The sequence below is a fragment of the Latilactobacillus sakei genome, assembly GCA_002953655.1.
Taxonomy (GTDB): Bacteria; Bacillota; Bacilli; order Lactobacillales; family Lactobacillaceae; genus Latilactobacillus; species Latilactobacillus sakei_A.
The window spans coordinates 389,649-413,140 of sequence record CP025839.1; the positions used below are offsets into that span (position 1 = coordinate 389,649).

Below are 23,492 nucleotides of genomic sequence, written 5' to 3' on the forward strand. Positions count from 1 at the left end.
AAGAGAGTGTGCCATAAGTCGGGTATGACTTATGGCACACGTTTAGACCATCAATATTTGGATATCAAAAGGGAGCTGGGACAAAATTTATTTTTGTCCCAGCTCCCTTTTTGTTAGGCTTCACTTTGATGTAATCGTGCACCTTGGCTTTGGTGTTGTGCTCTAATTTGGTGGCGGTGTTGTTGGTATTTTTCGAAGACAAAGGCGATGCCAGTAGCGATAATGCCAAGGACAAAGAGATTAGGCGGTAAGAATAAAATAACCGTAATCAATCCCGCGACTAGTGGGGCTTCAAGAATGGCACTGCCCATACTGATGGCAATTAACCCAATGACAAAGAGGGCATCAACTTGCGGTAATAACTGGCTGATTGCCATCCCTTGAGCGGTTGAAGCAAACAATACCGGGAAGATATCCCCACCAAGCCAACCGGTGTTCAAACAGATTGTTAATAAAATTAGTTTTAATAGGGAGCGGCTCATTAAAAAAAGCATTGATTGATCTTGCCAAAGCGTGGTGAATAAGTGAAAGTTATGTTGACCGGAAAAGAGAATGTGTGGGAAAAAGAGGCTGGCTAAGAAAATCGCCAGACCACCGATTAAGACGCGGACCTGATCGTTGGTGAGGCGGGCTTGCATAATTTTGCGTAAGCCCACCATGCCGGCCAACCAGAGTTTTCCGAGTAAATAACCTCCGAGCACTAATGGTAAAAACCAATAGAGATCGCGCCCTTGCCAGTGTGATTGGCCAAGCCGAATAATTAATGACGGTTGACCAGTTAAGATGAAGACACCGCTAAACCATGCGGTCCCGTTTAAAAAATAAGTGACAATGAGGGCTTTCTTTTGATAGGTTGCTACTTTGGTAAGTGCGGTGGTTGGTTGTTGATAATGCAATAGATAGCGGTGCGGTGTCGCGAGTACTTTTAATCTCGTGCCTATTGATTGTACACGTAAGTCATCAAAATGCGCGGCGACGTAGCGTTGCTTATCAGCAAGCCAAATACTATAGAGGAAGGTTGAGCTAACCAACGTTGCTTCAGGGCCCAGACTTGTTCCACTGACTAAAATAACCGCCGGAATCAGCATTTGTAAGAGGACATAGCGATAATTAGCAGTGCCCGCTTGTTTGAGATCAGCCTTAATAACCCCCAAATTTTGTGGCAAGGGGCCAAAATAGTGGCGTGAAATAATAATGACTAGGCCCACCACCACCAGCATAATGGCGTCTAAGGGGCCACCAAAGGTTGCTTTTTGCCAGAAAATTTCAATTAGGGTACTTTGCAAGCTGTAAAAAAGGCCGAGCAAGATACCGACGATGGCGCTCAGAATGAGACCATAACCAAATAGATAAAGTGATTTAAAATTAAACATGATGCCTCCGAAAAATAGTGTCTAAAAGCCATTTAACCATAGTTGACAGGAAAAGTCAGGTTAAAAAAATCAATATAAAATAACACTAGTTATTAGTTAATTTATTAACAAATAGTCAGTAAAGGGGAATCAGCAATTATTTAAATTAAAAAATAACATTATTTGACATTTTTTTAGAAAGCGCTTATACTGAATTTACAGCAGTGATGAAAACGCTTCATTTCACTTTCTGTACAATTCTTTCATTTCAATCTAAAAATATTAAGGGGTAATTATTATGGCAGAAAAAACAATCATGTTATGTTGTGCAGCCGGTATGTCAACTAGCTTGCTCGTTTCAAAAATGCAAAAAGCAGCAGAAGCGCAAGGTATCGATGCAGAAATTTTTGCAACTGGTGCCTCAGATGCAGACAACCAATTAGAAAACAAAAAAATTGATTGCGTCTTATTAGGCCCTCAAGTACGCTTTATGGAAGGTCAATTTAAAGAAAAATTGGCACCTAAAGGGATTGGTGTTGAAGTGATCGATATGAAAGCCTACGGGATGATGGATGGCGAGACTGTCTTGAAACAAGCGTTAGCATTAATCGATTAATTAATAAAAGTTAAGGCCCACCTACTAATTAGGCGGGCTTTTTGATTGGATTTGAATAAGCCTGTATAATCGGAGGAAAGAACAGAGGAGGAGCAGCTAATGAGTCTTTTAGGGACGATTATTTGGTGGATTTTCGGTGGTTTAGTGAGCGCGGTTGGTTGGTTTTTGGCGGGCTTAGTATGGTGTGTCACCATTGTCGGGATTCCAGTAGGGCTACAATGTTTTAAAATTGGTGGGCTGACGTTAATGCCGTTTAATGCTAGAATTGTTGCGAATGGCGGGGCCGGATCATTTGTATTAAATATTATTTGGTTTATCTTTGGGGGCTTCATTTTATGGGCTAACCATATTTTTTGGGGTTTATTATTAACGATTACAATCGTTGGGATCCCATTTGCGCACCAACATTTTAAATTGGCGAGTTTATCATTGAGTCCATTTGGGAAACAAATTGTTGACTAAAAAAAGCGCGTATCTACGATACGCGCTTTTTTATTGGGCTTTTAATTAGTGAATTCTTCAAGTGCTAGTGCTTGTTCTTCCCAATCAGCTTCTGTTTGGGCCAGATCTGCTTGTACTTTTTCTAAATCCTGTTGTAATTCCTGCAAGACTAGTGGCTTGGTGATAACATCGGCTTGCGTCATTTGTTCTTGGATGGCGGTTGCCTGTTCTTCAAGGGTTGCCATTTGTTCTTCTAAAGCTGTAACTTCCCGTTCTAACTTCCGTTGTGCTCGTTGTGTTTCCTTGCTAGCTTTGTAGTTATCTTGGGCAGTAACAGGCTGGGCACTGACTTCAGCTGGTACCTCAGCCGCTTGTGCAAAGGCTTCTTCTTCAGCTTTTTTTGCGAGATAGTAATCATAGTCGCCTAAGTAGCGCTTGCTGCCGTTGGTTGTTGACAGTTCAATGATGCCAGTAGCGACTTGGTTGATAAAATATCGGTCATGGGAGATGAAGAGGACGGTCCCATCGAATTCGCGTAAGGCTTGTTCTAAAACTTCCTTACTATCGATGTCTAAATGGTTAGTCGGTTCATCCATAATCAAGAAATTATCATGGTTCATGGCTAACTTAGTTAGTAACAGCCGGGCTTTTTCGCCACCACTTAATTGTGAAACGACTTTTAAAACATCGTCGCCGGTGAATAAGAAACTGCCCAAAAGTGTCCGGATTTCTTTTTCAGGGGTGGTGCGATGTTCATCCCATAATTCATTGAGGACTGTTTTGTTAGCGTGGAGGTTGCGTTGTTCTTGGTCATAATAACCGATCGAAACATTGCTACCAAGACGTTCATGTCCTTTTAAGAATGGGATTTGATGGAGGATACTCTTTAAAAGCGTTGATTTACCAATCCCATTCGGTCCGATAATCGCTAAGCGTTCTTGCTTGTTGACTTCAAAGTTAATCGGTTCGACCATTACTTTGTCGGCTGAATAACCAACGGCCGCGTCAACGACTTGCAAGACTTCGTTGCCACTTGGTTGATCGATATCAAAATGGAAGTGGATTTTAGACGCGTCGTTGGTAGGACGTTCTAATTTATCCATCTTTTCAAGTTGACGCCGGCGACTTTGAGCTTGCTTAGTCGTGCTGGCCCGGACTAAGTTTTTGTCGACGAACGTTTGGAGTTTTTCAATTTCGGCTTGTTGTTTTTCATAAGCCTTCCATTCGAGTGATAGGTTGGCTGATTTTTGCGTCAAGAAGTGACTGTAATTGCCGGTGTAGTGCGTTAGTGTGTGGCGACTCATATCGTAAACTTCTTTAGTAATCTTGTCTAAGAAGTAGCGGTCATGAGAAACGGTTAAAAGTGCGCCGGGATAGGTTTGAAGATAGTTTTCGAGCCAGGTTAAGGTTTGGATGTCTAAATGGTTAGTTGGTTCATCCAAGATTAAGACATCTTTTTTCTCAAGTAATAGTTTGGCCAGCGCTAAGCGGGACCGTTCACCACCAGATAACGTGCTAATCGGTTTGGTGAAAGTTTCTTCTGGGAATTGAAAACCGTGCAGGACACCGCGAATTTCAGCTTCGTAACCATAACCGTTGGCTTCAGAGAAGTCGTGTTGAAGCTGGTCGTATTGTTTTAAGAGGGCTTGGTAGTCTTCATCTGAACGATTAGCATCTGGATCAGCAATTGCTTGCTCTAGTGTATGCATCTGCGCTTCCATTTGGCGAAGACCTTCAAAAATCGTTAGCATCTCGTCATAGATGGTTCGTTCAGAACTTAAGCCACTATCTTGGGCTAAATAGCCGACTTGCACATTTTTACCCAAAATAATTTGACCGTCATCAGGCGTCGTAATGCCGGCAATCATTTTTAAGAGTGTTGATTTACCAGCACCGTTAGGGCCAACTAAGGCGACGCGGGCGTGATCTTGCACTTCTAATTGTGCATTTTTAAATAAGTAATCACCGCCAAAGTGACGGGCAACTTGTTGAACCTGTAATAATATCACAATGTAAAATCCTTTCGATGTTGTGTTTTTAAGATGTCATTTTAAGGAATCGTTAGAGTCCGTTTCAACTATCATAACAGATTTAGGGCAAAGACAGTCAAAATAGTAAATTAATTGCTTTTCACAAGAAAATTCAGTATCATTTCAATATAGTGTAGGGATATTTTCACAAGTAAAAGAATGAACGGAGGTTCCAAATGGCTGAAAATAAAATTCCAAGAGCCACAGCGAAGCGTTTACCTTTATATTATCGTTATCTAAATTTTTTAAACAATTCGGGTAAGACCAAGATTTCATCAACTGAACTATCTGAAGCGGTTAAAGTAGATAGTGCGACAATTCGCCGAGATTTCTCATATTTCGGTGCGCTTGGTAAACGGGGTTATGGCTATGATGTTGAATCACTCTTGAGTTTCTTCAAGAAAACGTTGAATCAAGATCGCTTAACGAATGTTGCTTTAATTGGTATTGGTAATTTAGGGCATGCTTTGTTAAATTATAATTTTAGACAAACAAATAATATTCGGATTAGCGCTGCTTTTGATGTTAAACCTGAATTAATTGGCACAATCCAAACAGGTGTACCGGTATATTCAATGGACGAAATGGTGGAGCAATTAAAGCTACAGCAAATCGAAATCGTTATCTTAACGGTCCCAATTGAAGTTGCTCAAAAAGTAACGGATGAATTGGTTGATGCAGGTATTAAGGGTATCATGAACTTTACCCCAATTCGGATTTCAGTCCCAAATACCATTCGGATTCAAAATGTTGATTTAGCAAAAGAGTTACAAACGTTAATTTATTTCCTTGATAATTATAATACAGAAGAAGCACCAAAATAAAGAGCGCCTCATTAACCAATAGCAATGTCGGTTAATGAGCGCTCTTTTTTAATGATTAAGATAAAAGAGTGTGACCAGAAGGTTCATCCCCGCGTGGCTGATAATTGTTGTGTAAATTGATCCTGTCTTACGATAAAGCCCGCAAAGAAAAAGACCAATAGCCGCGTAAATAATTAGATGACTATCTTGATGGATCATGGCAAATAATAAACTAGAAATGAGGGCCGCTAATAGTGGGTTTAAACGGCCACTAAGGCCACCAAAAATCGCCTTTCTAAAAACGAGTTCTTCCATCGTTGGGGCAGCAATGGTGAGGATAATGATTAACCACGGTTGGGTTTTAAGGGCTGTCATGAGCGTGAGCGTATTGAGTGACTGGGTACTATTTTTAAAAAGTAAGTGATCGACTAAGCCCGCGATAATTTGAATGATTAACACTAGTAAAACCCCAATAATTCCCCAGATGATACTTTTTTTAAGCGGAAGCGGCTGCTTTTCCAGATTATTTTTAGGGCCGCGATAATTAAAATAAAGTAATAAAAGTGCGCCGAGGCTATCAGTGATTGTGGCTAATAAATAGAATTGATCTGTTAGGCCCCAAAAGCGGACGAGGGCACTAGGAATCAATAAAATGATGAGATAACTGATAATCAGTCTAAAATTTTGTTGGTTTTGAGTCATGATTACGCTCCTGAAAGTTGACGTGACCATAGCTTAGCGCATTGATCATTAAAATGCAAAAGTGCGTGGCAAAATACTTGCAATGTTCTGAAAAAATGCTATGATAAAAAATGTGATTAGCACTTGAGCGTTTAGAGTGCTAAAAAAGAAAAAGTGATGGAGGGATTTTAAGTGTTAAAACCATTAGAAGATCGCGTAGTGATCGCCGTTAAAGACGAAGCAGAACAAACAGTAGGTGGGATTGTCATTGCAAGTAACGCCAAACAAAAACCACAAACTGGTAAAGTCGTTGCCGTTGGTGCCGGCGTAATGACCAGTGACGGTCAGCGAATCCCACTTGATGTCAAAGAAAATGATGAAGTCATTTACGATAAATATGCTGGCTCAGAAGTTGAATACGAAGGCCAACAATATTTGGTATTACACGCAAAAGACATTATCGCTATTATTGAATAATAAACTGAAGCATTTAAAAACAAACTAAAAAATTTTTTTGAGGTGAAATAACTATGGCAAAAGAACTTAAATTTTCAGAAGACGCACGTTCAAAAATGTTAGCAGGTGTTGATCAATTAGCTAACACTGTTAAAACAACATTAGGACCAAAAGGCCGCAACGTTGTTTTGGAAAAAGCTTACGGTTCACCAGAAATCACTAATGATGGTGTGACAATCGCTAAAGCAATCGAATTAGAAGATCATTTTGAAAATATGGGTGCCAAATTAGTTTCGGAAGTCGCTTCAAAAACGAACGACATCGCCGGTGACGGGACAACCACTGCTACTGTTTTAGCCCAAGCCATTATTCGCGAAGGGATGAAGAATGTGACAGCCGGTGCTAACCCAGTTGGTATCCGTCGGGGGATTGAATTAGCCACTAAAGAAGCTGTTAAGAAGTTACACGAAATTTCACACAAAGTTGAAAGCAAAGATGCCATTGCCCAAGTGGCTGCTGTTTCATCAGCTAACGAAGAAACGGGTCGTCTAATTGCTGACGCTATGGAAAAAGTGGGTAACGATGGTGTCATCACAGTTGAAGAATCAAAAGGGATTGATACTGAATTAAGCGTTGTTGAAGGGATGCAATTTGATCGTGGTTACTTGTCACAATACATGGTGACTGACAACGACAAGATGGAAGCTGACTTAGACAACCCATACATTTTGATTACAGATAAGAAGATTTCAAATATTCAAGATGTTTTACCATTATTACAATCAATCGTCCAAGAAGGTAAAGCCTTATTAATCATCGCGGATGACGTTGATGGCGAAGCATTACCAACCCTTGTCTTGAACAAGATTCGTGGGACATTCAACGTGGTTGCTGTTAAGGCCCCTGGTTTTGGTGATCGTCGTAAGGAACAATTAGAAGACATCGCGACATTAACAGGTGCCACAGTGATTACAAGTGACCTCGGTCTAGAATTGAAAGAAACAACCATCGACCAATTAGGGACAGCTGGTAAAGTAACAGTTACAAAAGATGATACAACAATCGTGGAAGGTGCTGGTAGCAAAGATGCCATCGCTGAACGAGTTGAAAATATCAAGAAACAAATCGCTGAAACAACATCAGACTTTGACCGTGAAAAATTACAAGAACGCTTGGCTAAATTAGCTGGTGGCGTTGCAGTGATTAAAGTCGGTGCTGCCACAGAAACTGAATTGAAAGAACAAAAATATCGGATTGAAGATGCTTTAAACGCAACGCGGGCAGCTGTTGAAGAAGGCTACGTTGCCGGTGGTGGGACAGCATTAATCGATGTAATCGAAAGTGTTGCTGCGCTTAAAGAAGAAGGCGACGTTCAAACCGGGATCAACATTGTGCTTCGTGCATTAGAAGAACCTGTTCGTCAAATCGCAACCAATGCTGGTCTTGAAGGCTCAGTTATTGTTGAAAAAGTAAAATCACAACCTGTTGAAGTCGGCTACAATGCTGCAAACGGCAACTGGGAAAATATGATTGAAGCCGGCATCTTAGATCCAACTAAGGTGACACGTTCAGCATTACAAAACGCAGCGAGTGTGGCTGCCTTAATGTTAACAACTGAAGCAGTGGTTGCTGACAAACCAGAAGACAACCCAGCACCAGCAGCAGGTATGGACCCATCAGCAATGGGCGGCATGATGTAATTAAAGAAGTGCGTTTGAAACGGGTTGATTCTGAGCATTAACCTAAAAATGAGCGTTATGGTGGGTCTTGCCATAACGCTCATTTTGTAGTTAAGCGTAAGAATCAGTTTCGAAAAGCACGGTCAATAAAAGAAGTGTGACTCGAGCTGATTAGGCTTTAAGGATTAACAGTGAAATGGGCGTTATGGTGGGTCTTGCCATAACGCTCATTTTGTAGTTAAACGCAGGAATCAGTTTCAAAAAGCATGTTAAAAGAAGTGTGTTCAATCAAGGTCATCTCTAGCATTTTGCTGGGGATGGCCTTTTTTGCTGTTGTTTTCAAAATTAACGCTGGTTATTATCCTAATTTAGCTTATAATGAATGCAAGGTATTGACTGTCTTCAATTATATTTCAATAACTTGCTTTGGCACCTACAACCAGTTATGGTTATGGTAGGTAGGTACCTAACTTAATTTGTTGTAGTATTTTATTGTCAGATATAGTAGAATACCTTTTGTTCGAAAAAACGGCTATTATTTTTAAGTAAGATATTATGTTCAAAAGTCACCGTGTGAAATGGTAACAGGCGATTATCACATGAGGGCTTTTTATGTTTAGAAATACCATTAAAGGAGTTATATTGCTATGCAACAGTTAAAACGTTTTTTCATCGGGAAACCATTGAAATCTTCCGATGAAGGAAACCAGAAATTAGGGCGCTTCAAGGCCTTGGCGATGTTGTCCTCTGATGCATTATCATCAGTTGCATACGGGACCGAAGAAATCGTTGTTGTTTTAACGACCCTTTCTGCAGCAGCAATTTGGTATTCAATTCCAATTGCGGCATTCGTATTGGTGTTATTGATTTCTTTAACGCTCTCTTATCGACAAGTTATCCACGCTTATCCAGGTGGTGGGGGTGCTTATGTTGTTTCCAGTGAAAACTTGGGGAAGAATGCCGGCTTAGCCGCAGGTGGTTCTTTACTTGTGGATTATATGTTAACCGTTGCGGTTAGTATTTCAGCGGGTGCTGAGGCGATTACCTCAGCGATTCCAGCGATGTATGGGCATCAAGTCGGCATTTCATTTGCCATTGTGATTATTTTAATGGCGATGAATCTTCGGGGGATGCGTGAATCAGCGTCATTCTTGATGGTGCCGGTTTACCTGTTTGTCTTGATGATGACCTTGATGATTATTGTCGGGTGTTACAAGATTTTCACAGGGGCGATTCCATTCCACGCAACGGCAACCGTTGGGGCTGTTGTGCCGGGGATTTCGATGGCGTTGATTTTTAGAGCTTTCTCATCTGGTTCATCTTCATTAACCGGGGTCGAAGCGATTAGTAATGCGGTACCGTTTTTTAAGAAACCACGGGCCACAAATGCTGCCGAAACATTAGCAATCATGGCTGCTATTTTAGGGTTCTTCTTTGCCGGAATTACCTTCTTGAACTATTGGTACGGGATTGTCCCAATGGAAAAAGTAACGGTCTTATCACAAGTTGCCCAACATACTTTTGGTAAAGGATTCTTATTCTATATCGTTCAATTCGCAACGGCCTTCATTTTAGCTGTTGCTGCTAATACTGGGTTCTCAGCTTTCCCAGTGCTAGCTTATAACTTAGCAAAAGATAAATATATGCCACATATGTATATGGATCGTGGCGATCGTTTGGGTTATTCAAACGGAATTATCACATTAGCAATCGGGTCAATGGCTTTGATTTTCATCTTTAACGGTGATACATCACGATTGATTCCGTTATACGCCGTTGGGGTGTTCATTCCATTTACACTTTCCCAATCAGGGATGTTACGTAAATGGTGGGTTGAACGGCCTAAGAATTGGTTTGGTAAATCAATTGCGAACTTTGTGGGTGCCTTGATTTCATTTGCCATTTTAATTATCTTATTTGTTTATCGCTTACCTGATATCTGGCCATTTTTCATCATCATGCCAGTAATGATTTGGATTTTCTACAAGATTCACGATCATTATAAGAAGGTTGCACGTCAATTAAGAGTGAGTGCCAAAGATGCTGTCTTACATGATTATGATGGCTCAACAGTCATTGTTTTGGTCAGCAATGTCACCCAAGTAACCCGTGGGGCGCTTGATTACGCACAATCAATTGGGGATTACGTCATTGCGATGCATGTTTCGACCGATGAAAATCCAGAAAAAGAACGTGAAATCCAAGCTGAATTTAAGGCTGATTTCCCGAACGTCCGCTTTGTCGATGTGCATTCATCATACCGCTCAATTCAAAAACCAATTGTTCGTTTTGTGGACATTGTTAGCAAGAATGCCCAAAAACGGAACTTCACGACCACGGTCTTGGTACCACAATTTGTGCCAAGAAAACCATGGCAAAATATTTTGCATAACCAATCAAGTTTACGCTTAAGAACAGCCTTTGCCAGCCGTGAAAACATCATTATCTCAACATACAGTTACCACTTGAAACACTAATTAGAAGTGCGTTCAAACCGGTTATGTTCTGAGGAATAGCCCAACAAGGCAAATGATTGCTGTAAGCAATCGTTTGCCTTGTGTAGCTAACCGCAGGAACATGGTTTGAAAAGCACGTTATCAAAAAACTTGACCTTAACCGAAATCGTTAAGGTCAAGTTTTTTTGTTGCATTAAGCACTGAGCAAAACTTTTTATTCAGGGTAAAAATTGCTACAATAGAAGCTATTAAAGTTAGTACACAACATTAAGGGGCGCGACATGCGAATATTATTTATTGGTGACACAGTTGGCACAATGGGACAAAAAATGGTGAACGAATATTTACCACTTTTGAAACAACAATATAAACCACAGGTTACCATTATCAATGGCGAAAACATCGCTGATGGTAAGGGAATGACACAAAAGGATTACAAGAACTTATTGCAAGCCGGTGCGGATGCCATTACGATGGGGAACCATACTTGGAATAAGCGGGATATCTTGGACTTTATCGACGATGCTAAAAAGTTAGTACGACCAGCTAATTTTCCTAAGGGAACACCGGGGCAAGGTATGACGATGATTAACGTTAACCAAGCTAAATTAGCCGTCATTAACTTGCAAGGCCGCGCATTGATGGGTGAATTATTGGAAGATCCATTTGCAATGTTAGATGACATGGTGGCCCAAGTCAGCAAGGAAACCAATTGTATTTTTGTCGATTTTCATGCTGAAACAACGAGTGAAAAATTGGCATTAGCTTGGTATTTAGATGGTCGGATTTCAGCGTTAGTCGGGACGCATACGCATGTGCAAACAAATGATGCCCGTGTCTTACCAGACGGGACGGCAGTGTTAACGGATGCCGGGATGACAGGTCCTTATAACGGGATTCTTGGGGTGAAACGCGAAAAAATTATTTCACGGTTTATGACGCAACGCCCAGAACGATTTGAACTAGTGACCGAAGGACCTGGTCAATTGAATGGTTGTTTAATTGAAATCGATGATCAAACGGGTCATGCCAAATCAATCAAACCCATCCATATTTCACCAGATCATCCATTTGGATCACGCTTTTAAGAGATAGAAAGGGGCTTGAAAATGCCGCAAAAAACAAAAGAAACGCCAATGATGGCCCAATATCAAAAGGTTAAGGATCAATATCCAGATGCCTTTTTATTTTATAGATTGGGTGATTTTTACGAATTATTCAATGACGATGCTGTTAAAGCATCACAACTTCTAGAATTAACGCTGACCGCGCGCAATAAGAATGCAACAGACCCCATTCCAATGTGTGGAGTGCCCCATCATGCGGCGCAAAACTACATTGATATTTTAGTGGATCAAGGTTACAAAGTTGCCATTTGTGAACAGATGGAAGATCCTAAAACGGCTAAGGGCATGGTGAAGCGCGAAGTTGTCCAATTAGTAACACCTGGGACTGTGATGGACGAAAAAGCCGGTCATGCTAAACAAAATAATTATTTAACGGCAGTCGTTGCACAAGGCGATCAATTTGGCTTTGCCTACACGGATTTATCCACCGGTGAAATGAAAGTCAGCCAAATCAGTAGTTTAGATGTGCTATTAAATGAAATGTTGAGTTTGCAAACCAAAGAAGTCGTTGTGAATCATGATGTCCCGAGCGAAGTGGTCCAAGCTTTTGTCCAACAACAAATCTTGGTTTCTTATCAAGATGAAGGCGCCGATACAGCAGAGGTCAGTTTTGTTTCTCAAAACATCTCACAACCACTAGCCTTAGCTGTCATTAAACAGTTAGTCGTTTATTTAGCAACAACGCAAAAGCGGCACTTAGGCCATTTACAACGCGCCCAAGCCTATGAACCTTCTCAATACTTGAAGTTGGATCATTCGGCCAAGATGAACCTTGAATTGACGGCTTCATTACGAACTGGTCATAAGAGTGGGACGTTATTGTGGTTACTGGATGAAACAAAGACTGCGATGGGTGGTCGGTTATTAAAACAATGGTTGGAACGTCCATTATTGGATTTAAACCAGATCAAGAATCGGCAAAATCAAGTCGCCAGTTTCTTACAGCACTATTTTGAACGCACGAACCTCCAAGAAGCTTTAACCAAGGTTTATGATTTGGAACGCCTAGCGGGCCGGGTTGCTTTTGGGAGTGTTAATGGGCGCGATTTGATTCAATTAAAAACATCATTAGAACAGATTCCAAAGATTAAAGCTGTTTTGACAGGCATTAATGAAACGCAAGCTTTTGATCAAGCGTTAACGCGCTTGGACCCAGTTGATGATGTGCGGACATTAATTGAAACAGCGATTAATCCCGATTCGCCAATTTCAGTGACTGACGGTGGGATTATTCAAGATGGTTACGACGAACAACTCGATCAATACCGCAATGCGATGTCTAACGGTAAGCAATGGTTGGCGCAATTAGAAGCCCAAGAACGAGAAGCCACGGGTATTCATAATTTGAAGATTGGCTTTAACCGCGTTTTTGGTTATTATATCGAAGTTACCCGGGCTAACTTGAGTTCATTGCCGGAAGGGCGGTATGAACGCAAACAAACGTTAACTAATGCCGAACGATTTATCACACCAGAACTAAAGGAAAAAGAACAACTGATTTTAGAGGCGGAAGAACGCTCAACCGCCCTAGAATATGAATTGTTTACCCAAGTTCGGGAGCAAGTGAAGTTACAAATTGAACGCCTCCAAACATTGGCTAAAGGCGTAGCGGCTTTAGATGTCTTACAAAGTTTTGCGGTCGTCAGCGAAAGTTACCACTATGTTCAACCAACATTAACGACTGATAGTCGTGAAATTGATTTAGTCGATGGCCGTCATCCGGTAGTTGAAAAGGTATTGGGGCGTCAAAAATATATCCCCAATGCCGTTCAAATGGGCAAAGAGACGGATATGTTATTAATCACTGGGCCTAATATGTCTGGTAAAAGTACCTACATGCGGCAACTGGCCTTAACCGTCATCATGGCGCAGATGGGCTGTTTTGTACCTGCCAAGTCGGCGCACCTTCCGGTTTTTGATCAAATTTTTACCCGCATTGGTGCGGCAGATGATTTGATTTCAGGTCAAAGTACGTTTATGGTAGAAATGATGGAAGCCAATCGTGCGATTATGAGTGCGACCGCTAATAGTTTAATTCTTTTCGATGAAATTGGTCGGGGAACAGCGACTTATGATGGGATGGCCTTGGCACAAGCGATTATTGAATATATCCATGATCACGTTCATGCTAAGACGCTCTTTTCAACGCATTATCATGAATTGACGGCTTTAGCCGATACGTTGACCGCTTTACGTAATGTGCATGTTGGTGCAGTTGAGGAAAACGGTGAGTTGGTCTTTTTACACAAGATGTTGGCCGGTCCTGCCGATAAGTCATACGGGATTCATGTCGCTAAATTAGCAGGCATGCCAGAAACGTTGTTACAACGGGCCGATGTTATTTTAGGCCAATTAGAAGATAAACCCAAAGCACCGGTTCAACCGGAAAAAGTGGTGCCAGAACAATCAGCAACAGCAGCTGTCGAAGAACAGATGGCCCTTTTTGAACCCGAAGTGGCGGCCCCAGTCGATAAGAAAACAGATAAAGTGGTGGCGGCAATTAAGAATTTTGATTTGATGAGCGCGACACCACTAGAAGCCCTTAATCAATTATATGAGTGGCAAAAACAATTAAATAAACATTAATAGTGAACTGAGAGGATTAGATGATGGGGAAAATTCATGAACTGTCGGAAATTCTAAGTAATCAAATTGCGGCGGGGGAAGTGATTGAACGCCCCGCCTCAGTGGTCAAGGAATTGGTTGAAAATGCGATTGATGCCAATGGTACGCAAGTCGATATCATTGTTGAACAGGCCGGTTTACAGATGATTCAAGTGATCGATAACGGCGACGGGATTGAACCAGAAGATGTGCCGGTCGCTTTTAAACGGCATGCCACCAGTAAGATTGCAACCCGCCAAGATTTGTTCAAGATTCAATCACTAGGGTTTCGGGGTGAAGCGTTAGCCAGTATCGCGTCTGTTTCTGATTTAACGATTGAAACGGCAACTGCGGACTCTTTAGGAACCTTCGCCCACTTTAAAGGTGGTGTGTTAGAAGAACAAAAAACAAATCCGATTCGACCGGGGACGGCGATTACGGTGCGGGATTTATTCTTTAATACACCAGCCCGGTTGAAATATGTGAAGACTTTTCAAACCGAATTGGCGAACATTGTCGATATCGTCAATCGACTAGCAATGAGTCATCCACAGATTGCCTTCACGTTAACCAATGATGATCATCTACTTTTAAAAACGGCTGGCAATAATGATTTAAAACAGACGATTGCTGGTATTTATGGCGTCACCATGGCAAAGAAACTCTTGGCCGTGAGTGCTTCGGATTTAGATTTTAAACTAACGGGCTATGTGTCGTTGCCGGAATTAACACGGGCAACGCGTAATTATTTATCGATTTTAATCAATGGTCGGTTTATTAAGAATTACCAATTGAATAAGGCGATCATTAAGGGCTATGGCTCTAAACTAATGGTCGGGCGCTATCCAATCGCCGTTTTAGCGATTGAGATGGATCCGTTATTGATTGATGTCAACGTGCATCCAACGAAACAGGAAGTTCGGTTGAGCAAAGAAGCTGCCTTGATGACCTTGATTGAAGGGGCAATCAAAGCAAGACTAGCAACTGAGAATTTAATTCCCGATGCTATGCAGAATTTGAAACGGACCAAGACGGTAGATGTGGACCAATTACAGATGAATCTGAATCAAATTACACAAGAAAGGCGCCACCCAAGCGGTCCGCTACGACCAGTCAGTCCCAAGCCAACGCCAACGGTCAAACCGACGCCACCAGAAATTGCAGAAACTGAAACACCGTTAGCCGCACCAACTGCTAAAACACCGACAATTACACCGGAGCGGCCGTTGTTTGAACAGCCGCAGGCACTGGCTAAGTGGGATCAGAAGTATGCGACCGAAGCGGTTGGGAAGCCATTTGGGGACCAAGTGGTGGACGAAACGGACGAAAGCGCAGAAACTGTGGCCGAACCCACTGTTCGGTTTCCAGAGTTACGCTACATTGGGCAATTGCATAGTACGTTCTTGTTAGCGGAAGGTGAAGATGGCTTTTATATCTTGGACCAACATGCTGCACAAGAACGGATTAAGTACGAATATTACCGAAAAAAAATCGGGGAAGTCAGCACCTCGGTGCAAAACCTGTTAGTACCGCTTGTTTTGGAATATCCAAATAGTGATGCGCTAAAGATTCAGGAAAAAACTGAACTTTTAGCGTCAGTTGGGATTCAATTAGAAAATTTCGGTCAGAATAGTTTTGTGGTCCACAGTCATCCAACTTGGATTGAACAAGGACAAGAGGAAACGACGATTCGTGGGATGATTGACGATGTTTTAAAAGACGGTCGCATTAGTATTGCCCAATTCCGTGAGAAGACGGCGATTATGATGAGTTGTAAACAAGCCATCAAAGCCCACCATCATTTAGATGATGCTCAGGCTAAGGCGCTTTTGGCTGATCTAGCGAAGACCGAAAATCCTTTTAATTGTCCGCATGGCCGACCCGTTTTAATTCACTATACGCAAAAAGATTTGGAAAAGATGTTTAAACGGATTCAAGAACCACATCATAGTTGGGAGGGCGAATAATGTTTATTTTAGCATCGCAATCACCGCGCCGGCAGGCATTACTAAAGCGCGTTGTCAATGATTTTGAGGTACAACCAGCACGAATTGATGAACACGAGACACCACTAACAACACCGGGCGAATACGTCCAAACCTTAGCGCAACGCAAAGGGGAAGCTATTGCAGTTCAATACCCAACGGCGACCATTTTAGCGGCGGATACGACGATTAGTTTTCAAGGGACGCTTTATGGCAAACCCAAGGATCGTCAAGATGCTTATGAAATGTTACGCCAATTGAGTGGTCAGACACATCAGGTTTACACTGGGTTGTGGTTGATGCAGGATGGTTTGGTGCAACAAAAGGTTGTCCAAACCGATGTCACATTTTGGCATTTAAGCACTGCTGAGATTGAACAATATTTAGATCGAAATGAATATACGGACAAAGCGGGTGCTTATGGGATTCAAGGTGCGGGCGCACTATTAATTAAGAAGATTAATGGTGACTTCTACAACGTGGTTGGCTTGCCAGTCAGCACTGTTGCAAGAATGTTGCAGGATTAAGAGGGGTCAGACATGGTGAATGTGGCAGTTTTTTGTGGGGCTAGCAGTGGTCGTCGTCCGGTTTATACACAAGCCGCCAGCGATTTAGGCCGTTGGTTAGTTAAACGCCAAGACCAATTAATTTATGGTGGTAGTCGGGTTGGCTTGATGGGCACGATTGCCGATACGGTTTTAGAAAATGGTGGCCGAGTAGTGGGTGTGATGCCCGAATTCTTAGATCAACGAGAATTAGCGCATACTGGCTTAAGCGATTTGGTGATGGTTGACAATATGGCCGACCGTAAATCAAAAATGATCGAAATGGCCGATGTCTTCATTGCCTTACCAGGTGGGCCAGGCACGTTGGAAGAAATGAGCGAAGTGATTTCGTGGGCGCGAATTGGTCAGCAAGATGGCCCTTGCATTTTCTACAACGTAGCGGGTTATTATGATTTATTACAACAATTTTTAGCGCACATGGTTGAAGAAGGGTTTTTAACGCAAGCCGATTTTGAAAAATACTTGTTTACCGACTCTTTAACCGAAATGACAACATTTATCGCGACTTACCAACCACCAAAAATACGCGAATATTAACAATTGGGATTAGGACCGAGTAGGGCGGACCTGATCCCAATTTTGGTGAAACGTGCTCTTCACACCAACTTCCTGTGCTTTGCCGACACTTGTCAAATCAACGATTGCATCGTTAATTCGCCAAGTTAAGCAAATGCTCGGGAGTTATCCGGTGTGAAGAGCACTCTTGGCCAAATCGCTTTGAATCACAACTTAATTTGAAACGTGTTCTTCAAAACTGGCTGTTGTGCTTTGCACCGCATCGCAAATAATCGACGGGGTCGCTTATTCACGATACTAAGCAAATGCTCGCAGCCAAATCGTTTTGAATCACACTCTGTATTTATGGTACAATTTAGCAAGCAAATATATGTTCTCGTAAAGTAGGTTAGATTATGTATGAATATTTAAAGGGCTTAGTGACGGCGGTTAATCCCTATTACGTCGTTTTGGAAGTCCAAGGAATTGGCTATCAATTACAAGTTGCCAACCCATATCGCTATACGGAATCGATGAGCGAAGTGGTTCAAATTTATGTCCACCAAGCGGTACGCGATAACGATATTACGCTTTTTGGCTTTTATGATTTAGATGAAAAACAACTTTTCCAAAAATTAATCAGTGTTTCCGGGATTGGTCCCAAGAGTGCCTTGGCAATTTTGGCCAATAGTGATCATTCCGGTTTAATTCAGGCGATTATGAACGATGATATTGGGTACTTAACGAAGTTCCCAGGTGTTGGGAAGAAGACGGCCCAACAGATTGCCCTAGACCTTAAAGGCAAGTTAGGTGATTTAGAACAAAGTCCAACGTTAGTCGGCCAAACGGCAATTGATTTAGGCAGCCAAGGTGATTCACCTGAATTAAGTGATGCGCTAGCAGCTTTGAGTGCGCTTGGTTATTCCGCACGAGAAGTCAAAGCGATTACGCCTCAGTTAACTGATTTTGCAGCGCAAACAACTGATCAATACCTCAGAGAAGGTTTGCGGTTATTGATGAAGAAATAAGGAGGACTTTAAATGGCAGATGAGCGAATTGTTTCAGCTGAAAACGACGATTTTGCTGAAGCAAGTATTGAAAAAACATTGCGGCCACAAGTCCTTGCACAATATATCGGTCAAGATCGAGTTAAAAATGAACTAGCGGTCTATATTGAAGCGGCCAAAAAACGGGAAGAGTCCCTCGATCACGTTTTACTCTATGGGCCACCAGGCTTGGGGAAAACGACGTTAGCGATGGTGATTGCCAATGAATTGCAAGTCCAGATTCGTACGACAAGCGGTCCGGCAATTGAGCGGCCTGGGGATTTAGTAGCGTTATTAAATGAATTACAACCCGGGGATGTTTTATTTATTGATGAAATTCATCGCTTACCTAAGATGGTTGAAGAATTACTTTATTCAGCGATGGAAGATTTCTACATCGATATTGTGGTTGGTCAAGGGCCCACCGCGCATCCCGTCCATTTTCCATTACCACCGTTTACATTGATTGGCGCGACGACGCGGGCGGGCTTATTGTCCGCACCACTGCGGGATCGTTTCGGGATTGTGGAACACATGGCTTATTACACGGAAGCTGATTTGATGGACATTGTGCAACGCTCAGCTGGTGTTTTTAACATGTCGATTGTGCCAGATGGTGCGTTAGAAATTGCACGCCGCTCGCGTGGGACGCCGCGGATTGCCAATCGGCTCTTGAAACGGACCCGAGATTACGCACAAGTGGCTGACCAAAATACGATTGATCAAGCGATTGCTGATCACGCATTAAGTCAGTTGCAAGTTGATATTCGGGGGTTAGACGGTGTCGATCGTAAAATCCTCCAGATGATGATTGATTATTATCAAGGCGGACCAGTTGGTTTGAAAACCATTGCCGCCAATATTGGTGAAGAAAACGAAACTATTGAAGAAGTTTACGAGCCTTATTTACTGCAAATTGGCTTTTTAAAACGAACACAAAGAGGCCGGATGGTAACGCCAGCCGGGTATGCCCATTTAGGCATACCTTATCCAGAAAAATAGAAAGAGGTAACCACATGGTATCCACAGAAGATTTTGATTACAATTTACCAGAAGAATTAATTGCACAAACACCCATGATTGAAAGAGCAGCATCACGTTTATTAGTGATGGATCACGAAACGGGCGCTTTAGAAGACAAGGTTTTCTACGACATTATTGACGAATTAAACCCTGGCGATGCAGTTGTCATGAACAATACCCGTGTTTTACCAGCACGTTTATATGGGGTTAAACCTGATACTGGTGGTCATGAAGAAGTCTTGTTATTAAACAACACGCATGATGATGAATGGGAAGTTTTAATGAAGCCTGCTAAACGGGCTAAAGTGGGGACCGAAGTGGTCTTTGGTGACGGTCAATTAAGAGCCGTGGTCACTAAGGAACTTGAACATGGTGGCCGAATGATTGAATTTAAATACGACGGCATTTTCATGCAAATTCTAGAAGCTCTAGGCGAAATGCCATTGCCACCATACATCAAGGAAAAACTAGATGATCCAGAAATGTATCAAACAGTTTATGCTAAGGAACCGGGTTCAGCCGCTGCACCAACAGCTGGCTTCCACTGGACAGAAGAGCTCCTCCAAAAAGTCCAAGATAAGGGCATCAAATTGGTTTACTTAACGTTGCACGTTGGGTTGGGGACTTTCCGTCCGGTTTCAGAAGACAATGTTGAAGATCACAAGATGCATAGCGAATTCTATCGTTTAACAGAAGAAGCTGCTGCAACGTTGAACGAAGTCAAACAAAACGGTGGTCGCATTGTCGCTACTGGGACAACCAGCATTCGGACATTAGAAACCATCGCAACGAAGTTTGATGGCGAAATCAAAGCTGATAGCGGTTGGACATCAATCTTCATCAAACCTGGTTACCAATGGAAAGCCGTTGATGCCTTCATTACGAATTTCCATTTACCAAAATCAACCTTAGTGATGTTAGTGGCTTCATTTACCGGTCGTGAAAACATCTTAAATGCTTATCAACATGCTGTTGATGAACGTTATCGTTTCTTTAGCTTTGGCGATGCCATGTTTGTTAAATAATTTATGTAATTGAGGTGTGAGCATTGATGTACTTAAGAAAAGCCGCTTTTTCTGATTTACCACGAATCTTAGCAATTATCGATGGGGCTAAAGCCGCGTTAAAAGAACGCGGTGTCAACCAGTGGCAAGCTGGTGCGCCTAGTGAAAGTCAGTTTGAAAATGATATTCGTCAAGAGTATTGCTATATTTTAATTAAGGATGACACGATTATTGGGGTCGCATCAATTGTCGATACAGTTGATGCCGGCTATTGCGCCATCACTAATGGTGAGTGGCAACCAGTTGCTTCTAAACATCCTTATTATTCAATTCACCGCATGGCTTTAGATGGTTCAGTTCGTGGGCAACATTTGGCCCATCAATTTATGACATTGTTAATTACGGCTGCTAGTATTGACGGGGCGCACGATTTAAGAATCGATACCCATCCCGATAATTTAGCCATGCAACACGTGATTCAAAAGGCGGGCTTTACTTACTGTGGTGATATCTTAATCGCTGACGATCCTTCACCTAAACGCTTTGCTTACCAACTCGTTTTAAAATAAAGTTTAAAATTAAATTGTCCAAACGAAACTAAGATACTCAGGTATCTTAGTTTTTTTTGTGCATTTTTTAGTAAGCGTTATCAATTGATGTAATAGGATTTTGGTTATAAAACGTGAAATTGCTAACATTAAGAGTGTAAGAATCCCCCTGAAAGCGATTACTATCGCGACTATAGTAGGTCTTGTAAACAAAGGAGGTAGTTTTAAATGACAAGTCCAATTCATGTAAATTCCGAAATCGGAAAACTTAAGACGGTCTTACTAAAACGGCCAGGTAAAGAAGTCGAAAACATTACACCTGACATTATGTATCGTTTATTGTTTGATGATATTCCTTATTTACCAACAATCCAAAAAGAACATGATCAATTCGCACAAACATTACGTGACAATGGTGTTGAAGTGCTTTACTTAGAAAACCTCGCTGCCGAAGCAATCGATGCTGGTGACGTTAAGGAAGCTTTCCTGGATAAGATGTTGAACGAATCACACATCAAATCACCACAAGTGCAAGCAGCCTTAAAAGACTACTTAATTAGTATGGCAACGTTAGACATGGTTGAAAAAATCATGGCTGGTGTTCGGACCAACGAAATTGATATTAAATCAAAGGCATTGATTGACGTTAGTGCTGATGATGACTATCCATTCTATATGGATCCAATGCCTAACCTATACTTCACACGCGATCCTGCCGCATCAATGGGGGATGGCTTAACAATTAATAAAATGACTTTTGAAGCGCGTCAAAGAGAATCAATGTTCATGGAAGTTATCATGCAACATCATCCTCGTTTTGCTAACCAAGGCGCACAAGTATGGCGTGACCGCGATCACATCGATCGCATGGAAGGCGGCGACGAATTAATCTTGAGCGATAAAGTCCTGGCAATTGGGATTTCACAACGGACATCCGCACAATCAATTGAAGAACTTGCCAAGGTATTATTCGCTAACCACAGTGGCTTTGAAAAAATCTTAGCAATTAAGATTCCACATAATCATGCCATGATGCATTTAGACACAGTCTTCACCATGATTGATTATGATAAATTTACTATTCATCCAGGCATCCAAGGTGCTGGCGGCATGGTTGACACTTATATCTTAGAACCAGGCAATAACGACGAAATCAAGATTACACATCAAACTGATCTTGAAAAAGTCCTCCGCGATGCTTTGGAAGTACCTGAATTAACCTTAATCCCATGTGGTGGCGGCGATGCAGTTGTGGCCCCTCGTGAACAATGGAATGACGGTTCTAACACATTAGCAATCGCACCGGGTGTTGTTGTCACTTACGATCGCAACTATGTTTCAAACGAAAACTTACGTCAATACGGCATTAAAGTGATTGAAGTCCCATCAAGTGAATTATCACGCGGTCGTGGGGGTCCACGTTGTATGAGTATGCCACTTGTAAGAGAAGACTTAAAAAAATAAACAATAAAAAACGAGGTTGATGAACATGACAAACAGCGTATTTCAAGGCAGAAGTTTATTAGCAGAAAAAGATTTTACTAAATCAGAACTCGAATACTTAATCGATTTCTCATTACATTTAAAGGATTTAAAGAAAAAAGGGATTCCTCATCACTATCTAGAAGGTAAGAACATTGCCTTACTATTTGAAAAGAACTCAACCAGAACGCGTGCTGCTTTTACAACAGCTGCGATTGACTTAGGCGCTCACCCAGAATTCTTAGGTAAAAATGATATTCAACTTGGTAAAAAAGAATCAGTTGAAGATACAGCTAAAGTTTTAGGAAGCATGTTTGATGGTATTGAATTCCGTGGCTTTAGTCAAAAAGTGGTTGAAGACTTGGCTAAATATTCAGGCGTTCCTGTTTGGAATGGTTTAACTGACGAATGGCATCCCACACAAATGATCGCTGACTTTATGACCGTTAAAGAAAACTTCGGCAAATTAAAAGGTGTGACATTAACGTATGTTGGTGATGGCCGTAACAATATGGCTAACAGCTTGTTAGTAACCGGTTCAATGTTGGGCGTTAATATCCACATCGTTGCCCCAGATTCATTACAACCCACACAAGAAGTCCGTGATTTAGCTGAAGGTTACGCTAAAGAAACAGGCAGCAAGAACATGATTACTTCAGACGTTGACGCTGGTGTTAAAGGCTCAGATGTTTTATACACAGACGTTTGGGTTTCAATGGGTGAAGAAGATAAATTTGAAGAACGGGTTAAATTGTTGAAACCATACCAAATCAACATGGACATGGTTAAGAAGACCGGTAACGAAAACATGATTATCATGCATTGTTTACCAGCTTTCCATGATATTGAAACTGAATATGGCAAGAAGATTGACGAACAATTCGGCATTCAAGAAATGGAAATTACTGACGAAGCATTCAGAAGTCAATATGCCCGTCAATTTGAAGAAGCTGAAAACAGAATGCACTCAATTAAAGCCATCATGGCAGCAACATTAGGTAACTTATTCATACCTCAAGCATAACCAGATTGTAGAAAGGGGCTGGAAAACAAAACTTTGTTTTGTCCCGGCCCCTTTTTTAATTGAAACCACAATTA

20 protein-coding genes are annotated in these 23,492 nt (G+C 41.7%); 17 read left to right on the forward strand and 3 right to left on the reverse strand.

The window, feature by feature from the left end; all coding sequences use genetic code 11:
- Positions 1 to 113: 113 nt before the first annotated feature.
- The gene (locus tag C0213_01730) at positions 114 to 1,373 is read right to left on the reverse strand and encodes a hypothetical protein (protein ID AUX11208.1); all 1,260 of its coding nucleotides are present in this window, start codon (positions 1,371 to 1,373) and stop codon (positions 114 to 116) included.
- Positions 1,374 to 1,650: 277 nt separating this feature from the next.
- On the opposite strand from C0213_01730, the gene C0213_01735 reads away from it, so the two are divergent.
- The gene (locus C0213_01735; GenBank protein AUX11209.1) at positions 1,651 to 1,968 is read left to right on the forward strand and encodes a PTS sugar transporter subunit IIB; all 318 of its coding nucleotides are present in this window, start codon (positions 1,651 to 1,653) and stop codon (positions 1,966 to 1,968) included.
- A gap of 99 nt (positions 1,969 to 2,067) precedes the next feature.
- Positions 2,068 to 2,430, forward strand: coding sequence for a YccF domain-containing protein (locus C0213_01740; protein ID AUX11210.1), 363 nt, complete (start codon positions 2,068 to 2,070; stop codon positions 2,428 to 2,430).
- A 41-nt stretch (positions 2,431 to 2,471) separates the two neighbouring features.
- Here the strand turns inward: C0213_01740 and C0213_01745 are convergent, their stop codons facing one another.
- On the reverse strand, positions 2,472 to 4,418 hold the full coding sequence (locus C0213_01745) for a multidrug ABC transporter ATP-binding protein (protein ID AUX11211.1): 1,947 nt from the start codon (positions 4,416 to 4,418) through the stop codon (positions 2,472 to 2,474).
- Positions 4,419 to 4,615: 197 nt separating this feature from the next.
- Here C0213_01745 and C0213_01750 point away from each other — a divergent pair, with 197 nt between their 5' ends.
- Positions 4,616 to 5,263, forward strand: a complete 648-nt coding sequence (locus C0213_01750) for a redox-sensing transcriptional repressor Rex (GenBank protein AUX11212.1) — start codon at positions 4,616 to 4,618, stop codon at positions 5,261 to 5,263.
- Between the two features lie 48 nt (positions 5,264 to 5,311).
- Here C0213_01750 and C0213_01755 read toward each other — a convergent pair whose 3' ends face one another.
- Positions 5,312 to 5,944 carry a CPBP family intramembrane metalloprotease gene (locus C0213_01755; GenBank protein AUX11213.1) on the reverse strand — a complete coding sequence of 211 codons (633 nt, stop codon included), beginning with the start codon at positions 5,942 to 5,944 and terminating at the stop codon, positions 5,312 to 5,314.
- A 171-nt stretch (positions 5,945 to 6,115) separates the two neighbouring features.
- Here C0213_01755 and C0213_01760 point away from each other — a divergent pair, with 171 nt between their 5' ends.
- The 14 genes from C0213_01760 to argF all read left to right on the forward strand — a co-directional run bounded on the left by C0213_01760 (position 6,116) and on the right by argF (position 23,418).
- Positions 6,116 to 6,400: a co-chaperone GroES gene (locus C0213_01760; GenBank protein ID AUX11214.1), complete on the forward strand. Its 285-nt coding sequence runs from the start codon at positions 6,116 to 6,118 to the stop codon at positions 6,398 to 6,400.
- Between the two features lie 53 nt (positions 6,401 to 6,453).
- A complete protein-coding gene (groL, locus tag C0213_01765; GenBank protein ID AUX11215.1) occupies positions 6,454 to 8,079 on the forward strand; it encodes a chaperonin GroEL in 1,626 nt (541 codons plus the stop codon).
- 626 nt (positions 8,080 to 8,705) lie between these two features.
- On the forward strand, positions 8,706 to 10,535 hold the full coding sequence (locus C0213_01770) for an amino acid permease (protein ID AUX11216.1): 1,830 nt from the start codon (positions 8,706 to 8,708) through the stop codon (positions 10,533 to 10,535).
- A gap of 260 nt (positions 10,536 to 10,795) precedes the next feature.
- Positions 10,796 to 11,602, forward strand: coding sequence for a TIGR00282 family metallophosphoesterase (locus C0213_01775; protein AUX11217.1), 807 nt, complete (start codon positions 10,796 to 10,798; stop codon positions 11,600 to 11,602).
- A gap of 21 nt (positions 11,603 to 11,623) precedes the next feature.
- Positions 11,624 to 14,227 (forward strand): DNA mismatch repair protein MutS, encoded by a 2,604-nt coding sequence (gene mutS, locus C0213_01780; GenBank protein ID AUX11218.1) that lies wholly within the window; start codon positions 11,624 to 11,626, stop codon positions 14,225 to 14,227.
- Between the two features lie 23 nt (positions 14,228 to 14,250).
- The gene (locus C0213_01785; GenBank protein ID AUX11219.1) at positions 14,251 to 16,212 is read left to right on the forward strand and encodes a DNA mismatch repair endonuclease MutL; all 1,962 of its coding nucleotides are present in this window, start codon (positions 14,251 to 14,253) and stop codon (positions 16,210 to 16,212) included.
- Positions 16,212 to 16,757: a septum formation protein Maf gene (maf, locus tag C0213_01790; protein ID AUX11220.1), complete on the forward strand. Its 546-nt coding sequence runs from the start codon at positions 16,212 to 16,214 to the stop codon at positions 16,755 to 16,757. Before C0213_01785 ends, maf begins: the two co-directional genes overlap by 1 nt.
- 15 nt (positions 16,758 to 16,772) lie before the next feature.
- Complete coding sequence (locus C0213_01795) at positions 16,773 to 17,333, forward strand: TIGR00730 family Rossman fold protein (protein AUX12792.1); 561 nt, start codon at positions 16,773 to 16,775, stop codon at positions 17,331 to 17,333.
- A gap of 374 nt (positions 17,334 to 17,707) precedes the next feature.
- On the forward strand, positions 17,708 to 18,319 hold the full coding sequence (locus C0213_01800; protein ID AUX11221.1) for a Holliday junction branch migration protein RuvA: 612 nt from the start codon (positions 17,708 to 17,710) through the stop codon (positions 18,317 to 18,319).
- Positions 18,320 to 18,331: 12 nt separating this feature from the next.
- The gene (locus C0213_01805; GenBank protein AUX11222.1) at positions 18,332 to 19,339 is read left to right on the forward strand and encodes a Holliday junction branch migration DNA helicase RuvB; all 1,008 of its coding nucleotides are present in this window, start codon (positions 18,332 to 18,334) and stop codon (positions 19,337 to 19,339) included.
- A 14-nt stretch (positions 19,340 to 19,353) separates the two neighbouring features.
- A complete protein-coding gene (locus tag C0213_01810; GenBank protein ID AUX11223.1) occupies positions 19,354 to 20,385 on the forward strand; it encodes a tRNA preQ1(34) S-adenosylmethionine ribosyltransferase-isomerase QueA in 1,032 nt (343 codons plus the stop codon).
- Between the two features lie 23 nt (positions 20,386 to 20,408).
- Positions 20,409 to 20,933 carry an N-acetyltransferase gene (locus C0213_01815; protein AUX11224.1) on the forward strand — a complete coding sequence of 175 codons (525 nt, stop codon included), beginning with the start codon at positions 20,409 to 20,411 and terminating at the stop codon, positions 20,931 to 20,933.
- Between the two features lie 207 nt (positions 20,934 to 21,140).
- Positions 21,141 to 22,376, forward strand: coding sequence for an arginine deiminase (arcA, locus tag C0213_01820; GenBank protein ID AUX11225.1), 1,236 nt, complete (start codon positions 21,141 to 21,143; stop codon positions 22,374 to 22,376).
- A gap of 25 nt (positions 22,377 to 22,401) precedes the next feature.
- Positions 22,402 to 23,418, forward strand: coding sequence for an ornithine carbamoyltransferase (gene argF / locus C0213_01825; GenBank protein ID AUX11226.1), 1,017 nt, complete (start codon positions 22,402 to 22,404; stop codon positions 23,416 to 23,418).
- The last annotated feature ends 74 nt before the right edge of the window (positions 23,419 to 23,492 follow it).

Excerpts from the sequence above, each read along its gene's own strand:
- arcA (AUX11225.1), top strand. The coding sequence starts at position 21,141 with ATGACAAGTCCAATTCATGTAAATTCCGAAATCGGAAAACTTAAGACG.
- C0213_01810 (AUX11223.1), top strand. The coding sequence starts at position 19,354 with ATGGTATCCACAGAAGATTTTGATTACAATTTACCAGAAGAATTAATT.
- C0213_01755 (AUX11213.1), bottom strand. The coding sequence starts at position 5,944 with ATGACTCAAAACCAACAAAATTTTAGACTGATTATCAGTTATCTCATC.
- C0213_01730 (AUX11208.1), bottom strand. The coding sequence starts at position 1,373 with ATGTTTAATTTTAAATCACTTTATCTATTTGGTTATGGTCTCATTCTG.
- C0213_01740 (AUX11210.1), top strand. The coding sequence starts at position 2,068 with ATGAGTCTTTTAGGGACGATTATTTGGTGGATTTTCGGTGGTTTAGTG.
- C0213_01735 (AUX11209.1), top strand. The coding sequence starts at position 1,651 with ATGGCAGAAAAAACAATCATGTTATGTTGTGCAGCCGGTATGTCAACT.
- C0213_01805 (AUX11222.1), top strand. The coding sequence starts at position 18,332 with ATGGCAGATGAGCGAATTGTTTCAGCTGAAAACGACGATTTTGCTGAA.
- C0213_01750 (AUX11212.1), top strand. The coding sequence starts at position 4,616 with ATGGCTGAAAATAAAATTCCAAGAGCCACAGCGAAGCGTTTACCTTTA.
- C0213_01800 (AUX11221.1), top strand. The coding sequence starts at position 17,708 with ATGTATGAATATTTAAAGGGCTTAGTGACGGCGGTTAATCCCTATTAC.
- C0213_01770 (AUX11216.1), top strand. The coding sequence starts at position 8,706 with ATGCAACAGTTAAAACGTTTTTTCATCGGGAAACCATTGAAATCTTCC.
- C0213_01785 (AUX11219.1), top strand. The coding sequence starts at position 14,251 with ATGGGGAAAATTCATGAACTGTCGGAAATTCTAAGTAATCAAATTGCG.
- groL (AUX11215.1), top strand. The coding sequence starts at position 6,454 with ATGGCAAAAGAACTTAAATTTTCAGAAGACGCACGTTCAAAAATGTTA.
- C0213_01775 (AUX11217.1), top strand. The coding sequence starts at position 10,796 with ATGCGAATATTATTTATTGGTGACACAGTTGGCACAATGGGACAAAAA.
- mutS (AUX11218.1), top strand. The coding sequence starts at position 11,624 with ATGCCGCAAAAAACAAAAGAAACGCCAATGATGGCCCAATATCAAAAG.
- maf (AUX11220.1), top strand. The coding sequence starts at position 16,212 with ATGTTTATTTTAGCATCGCAATCACCGCGCCGGCAGGCATTACTAAAG.
- argF (AUX11226.1), top strand. The coding sequence starts at position 22,402 with ATGACAAACAGCGTATTTCAAGGCAGAAGTTTATTAGCAGAAAAAGAT.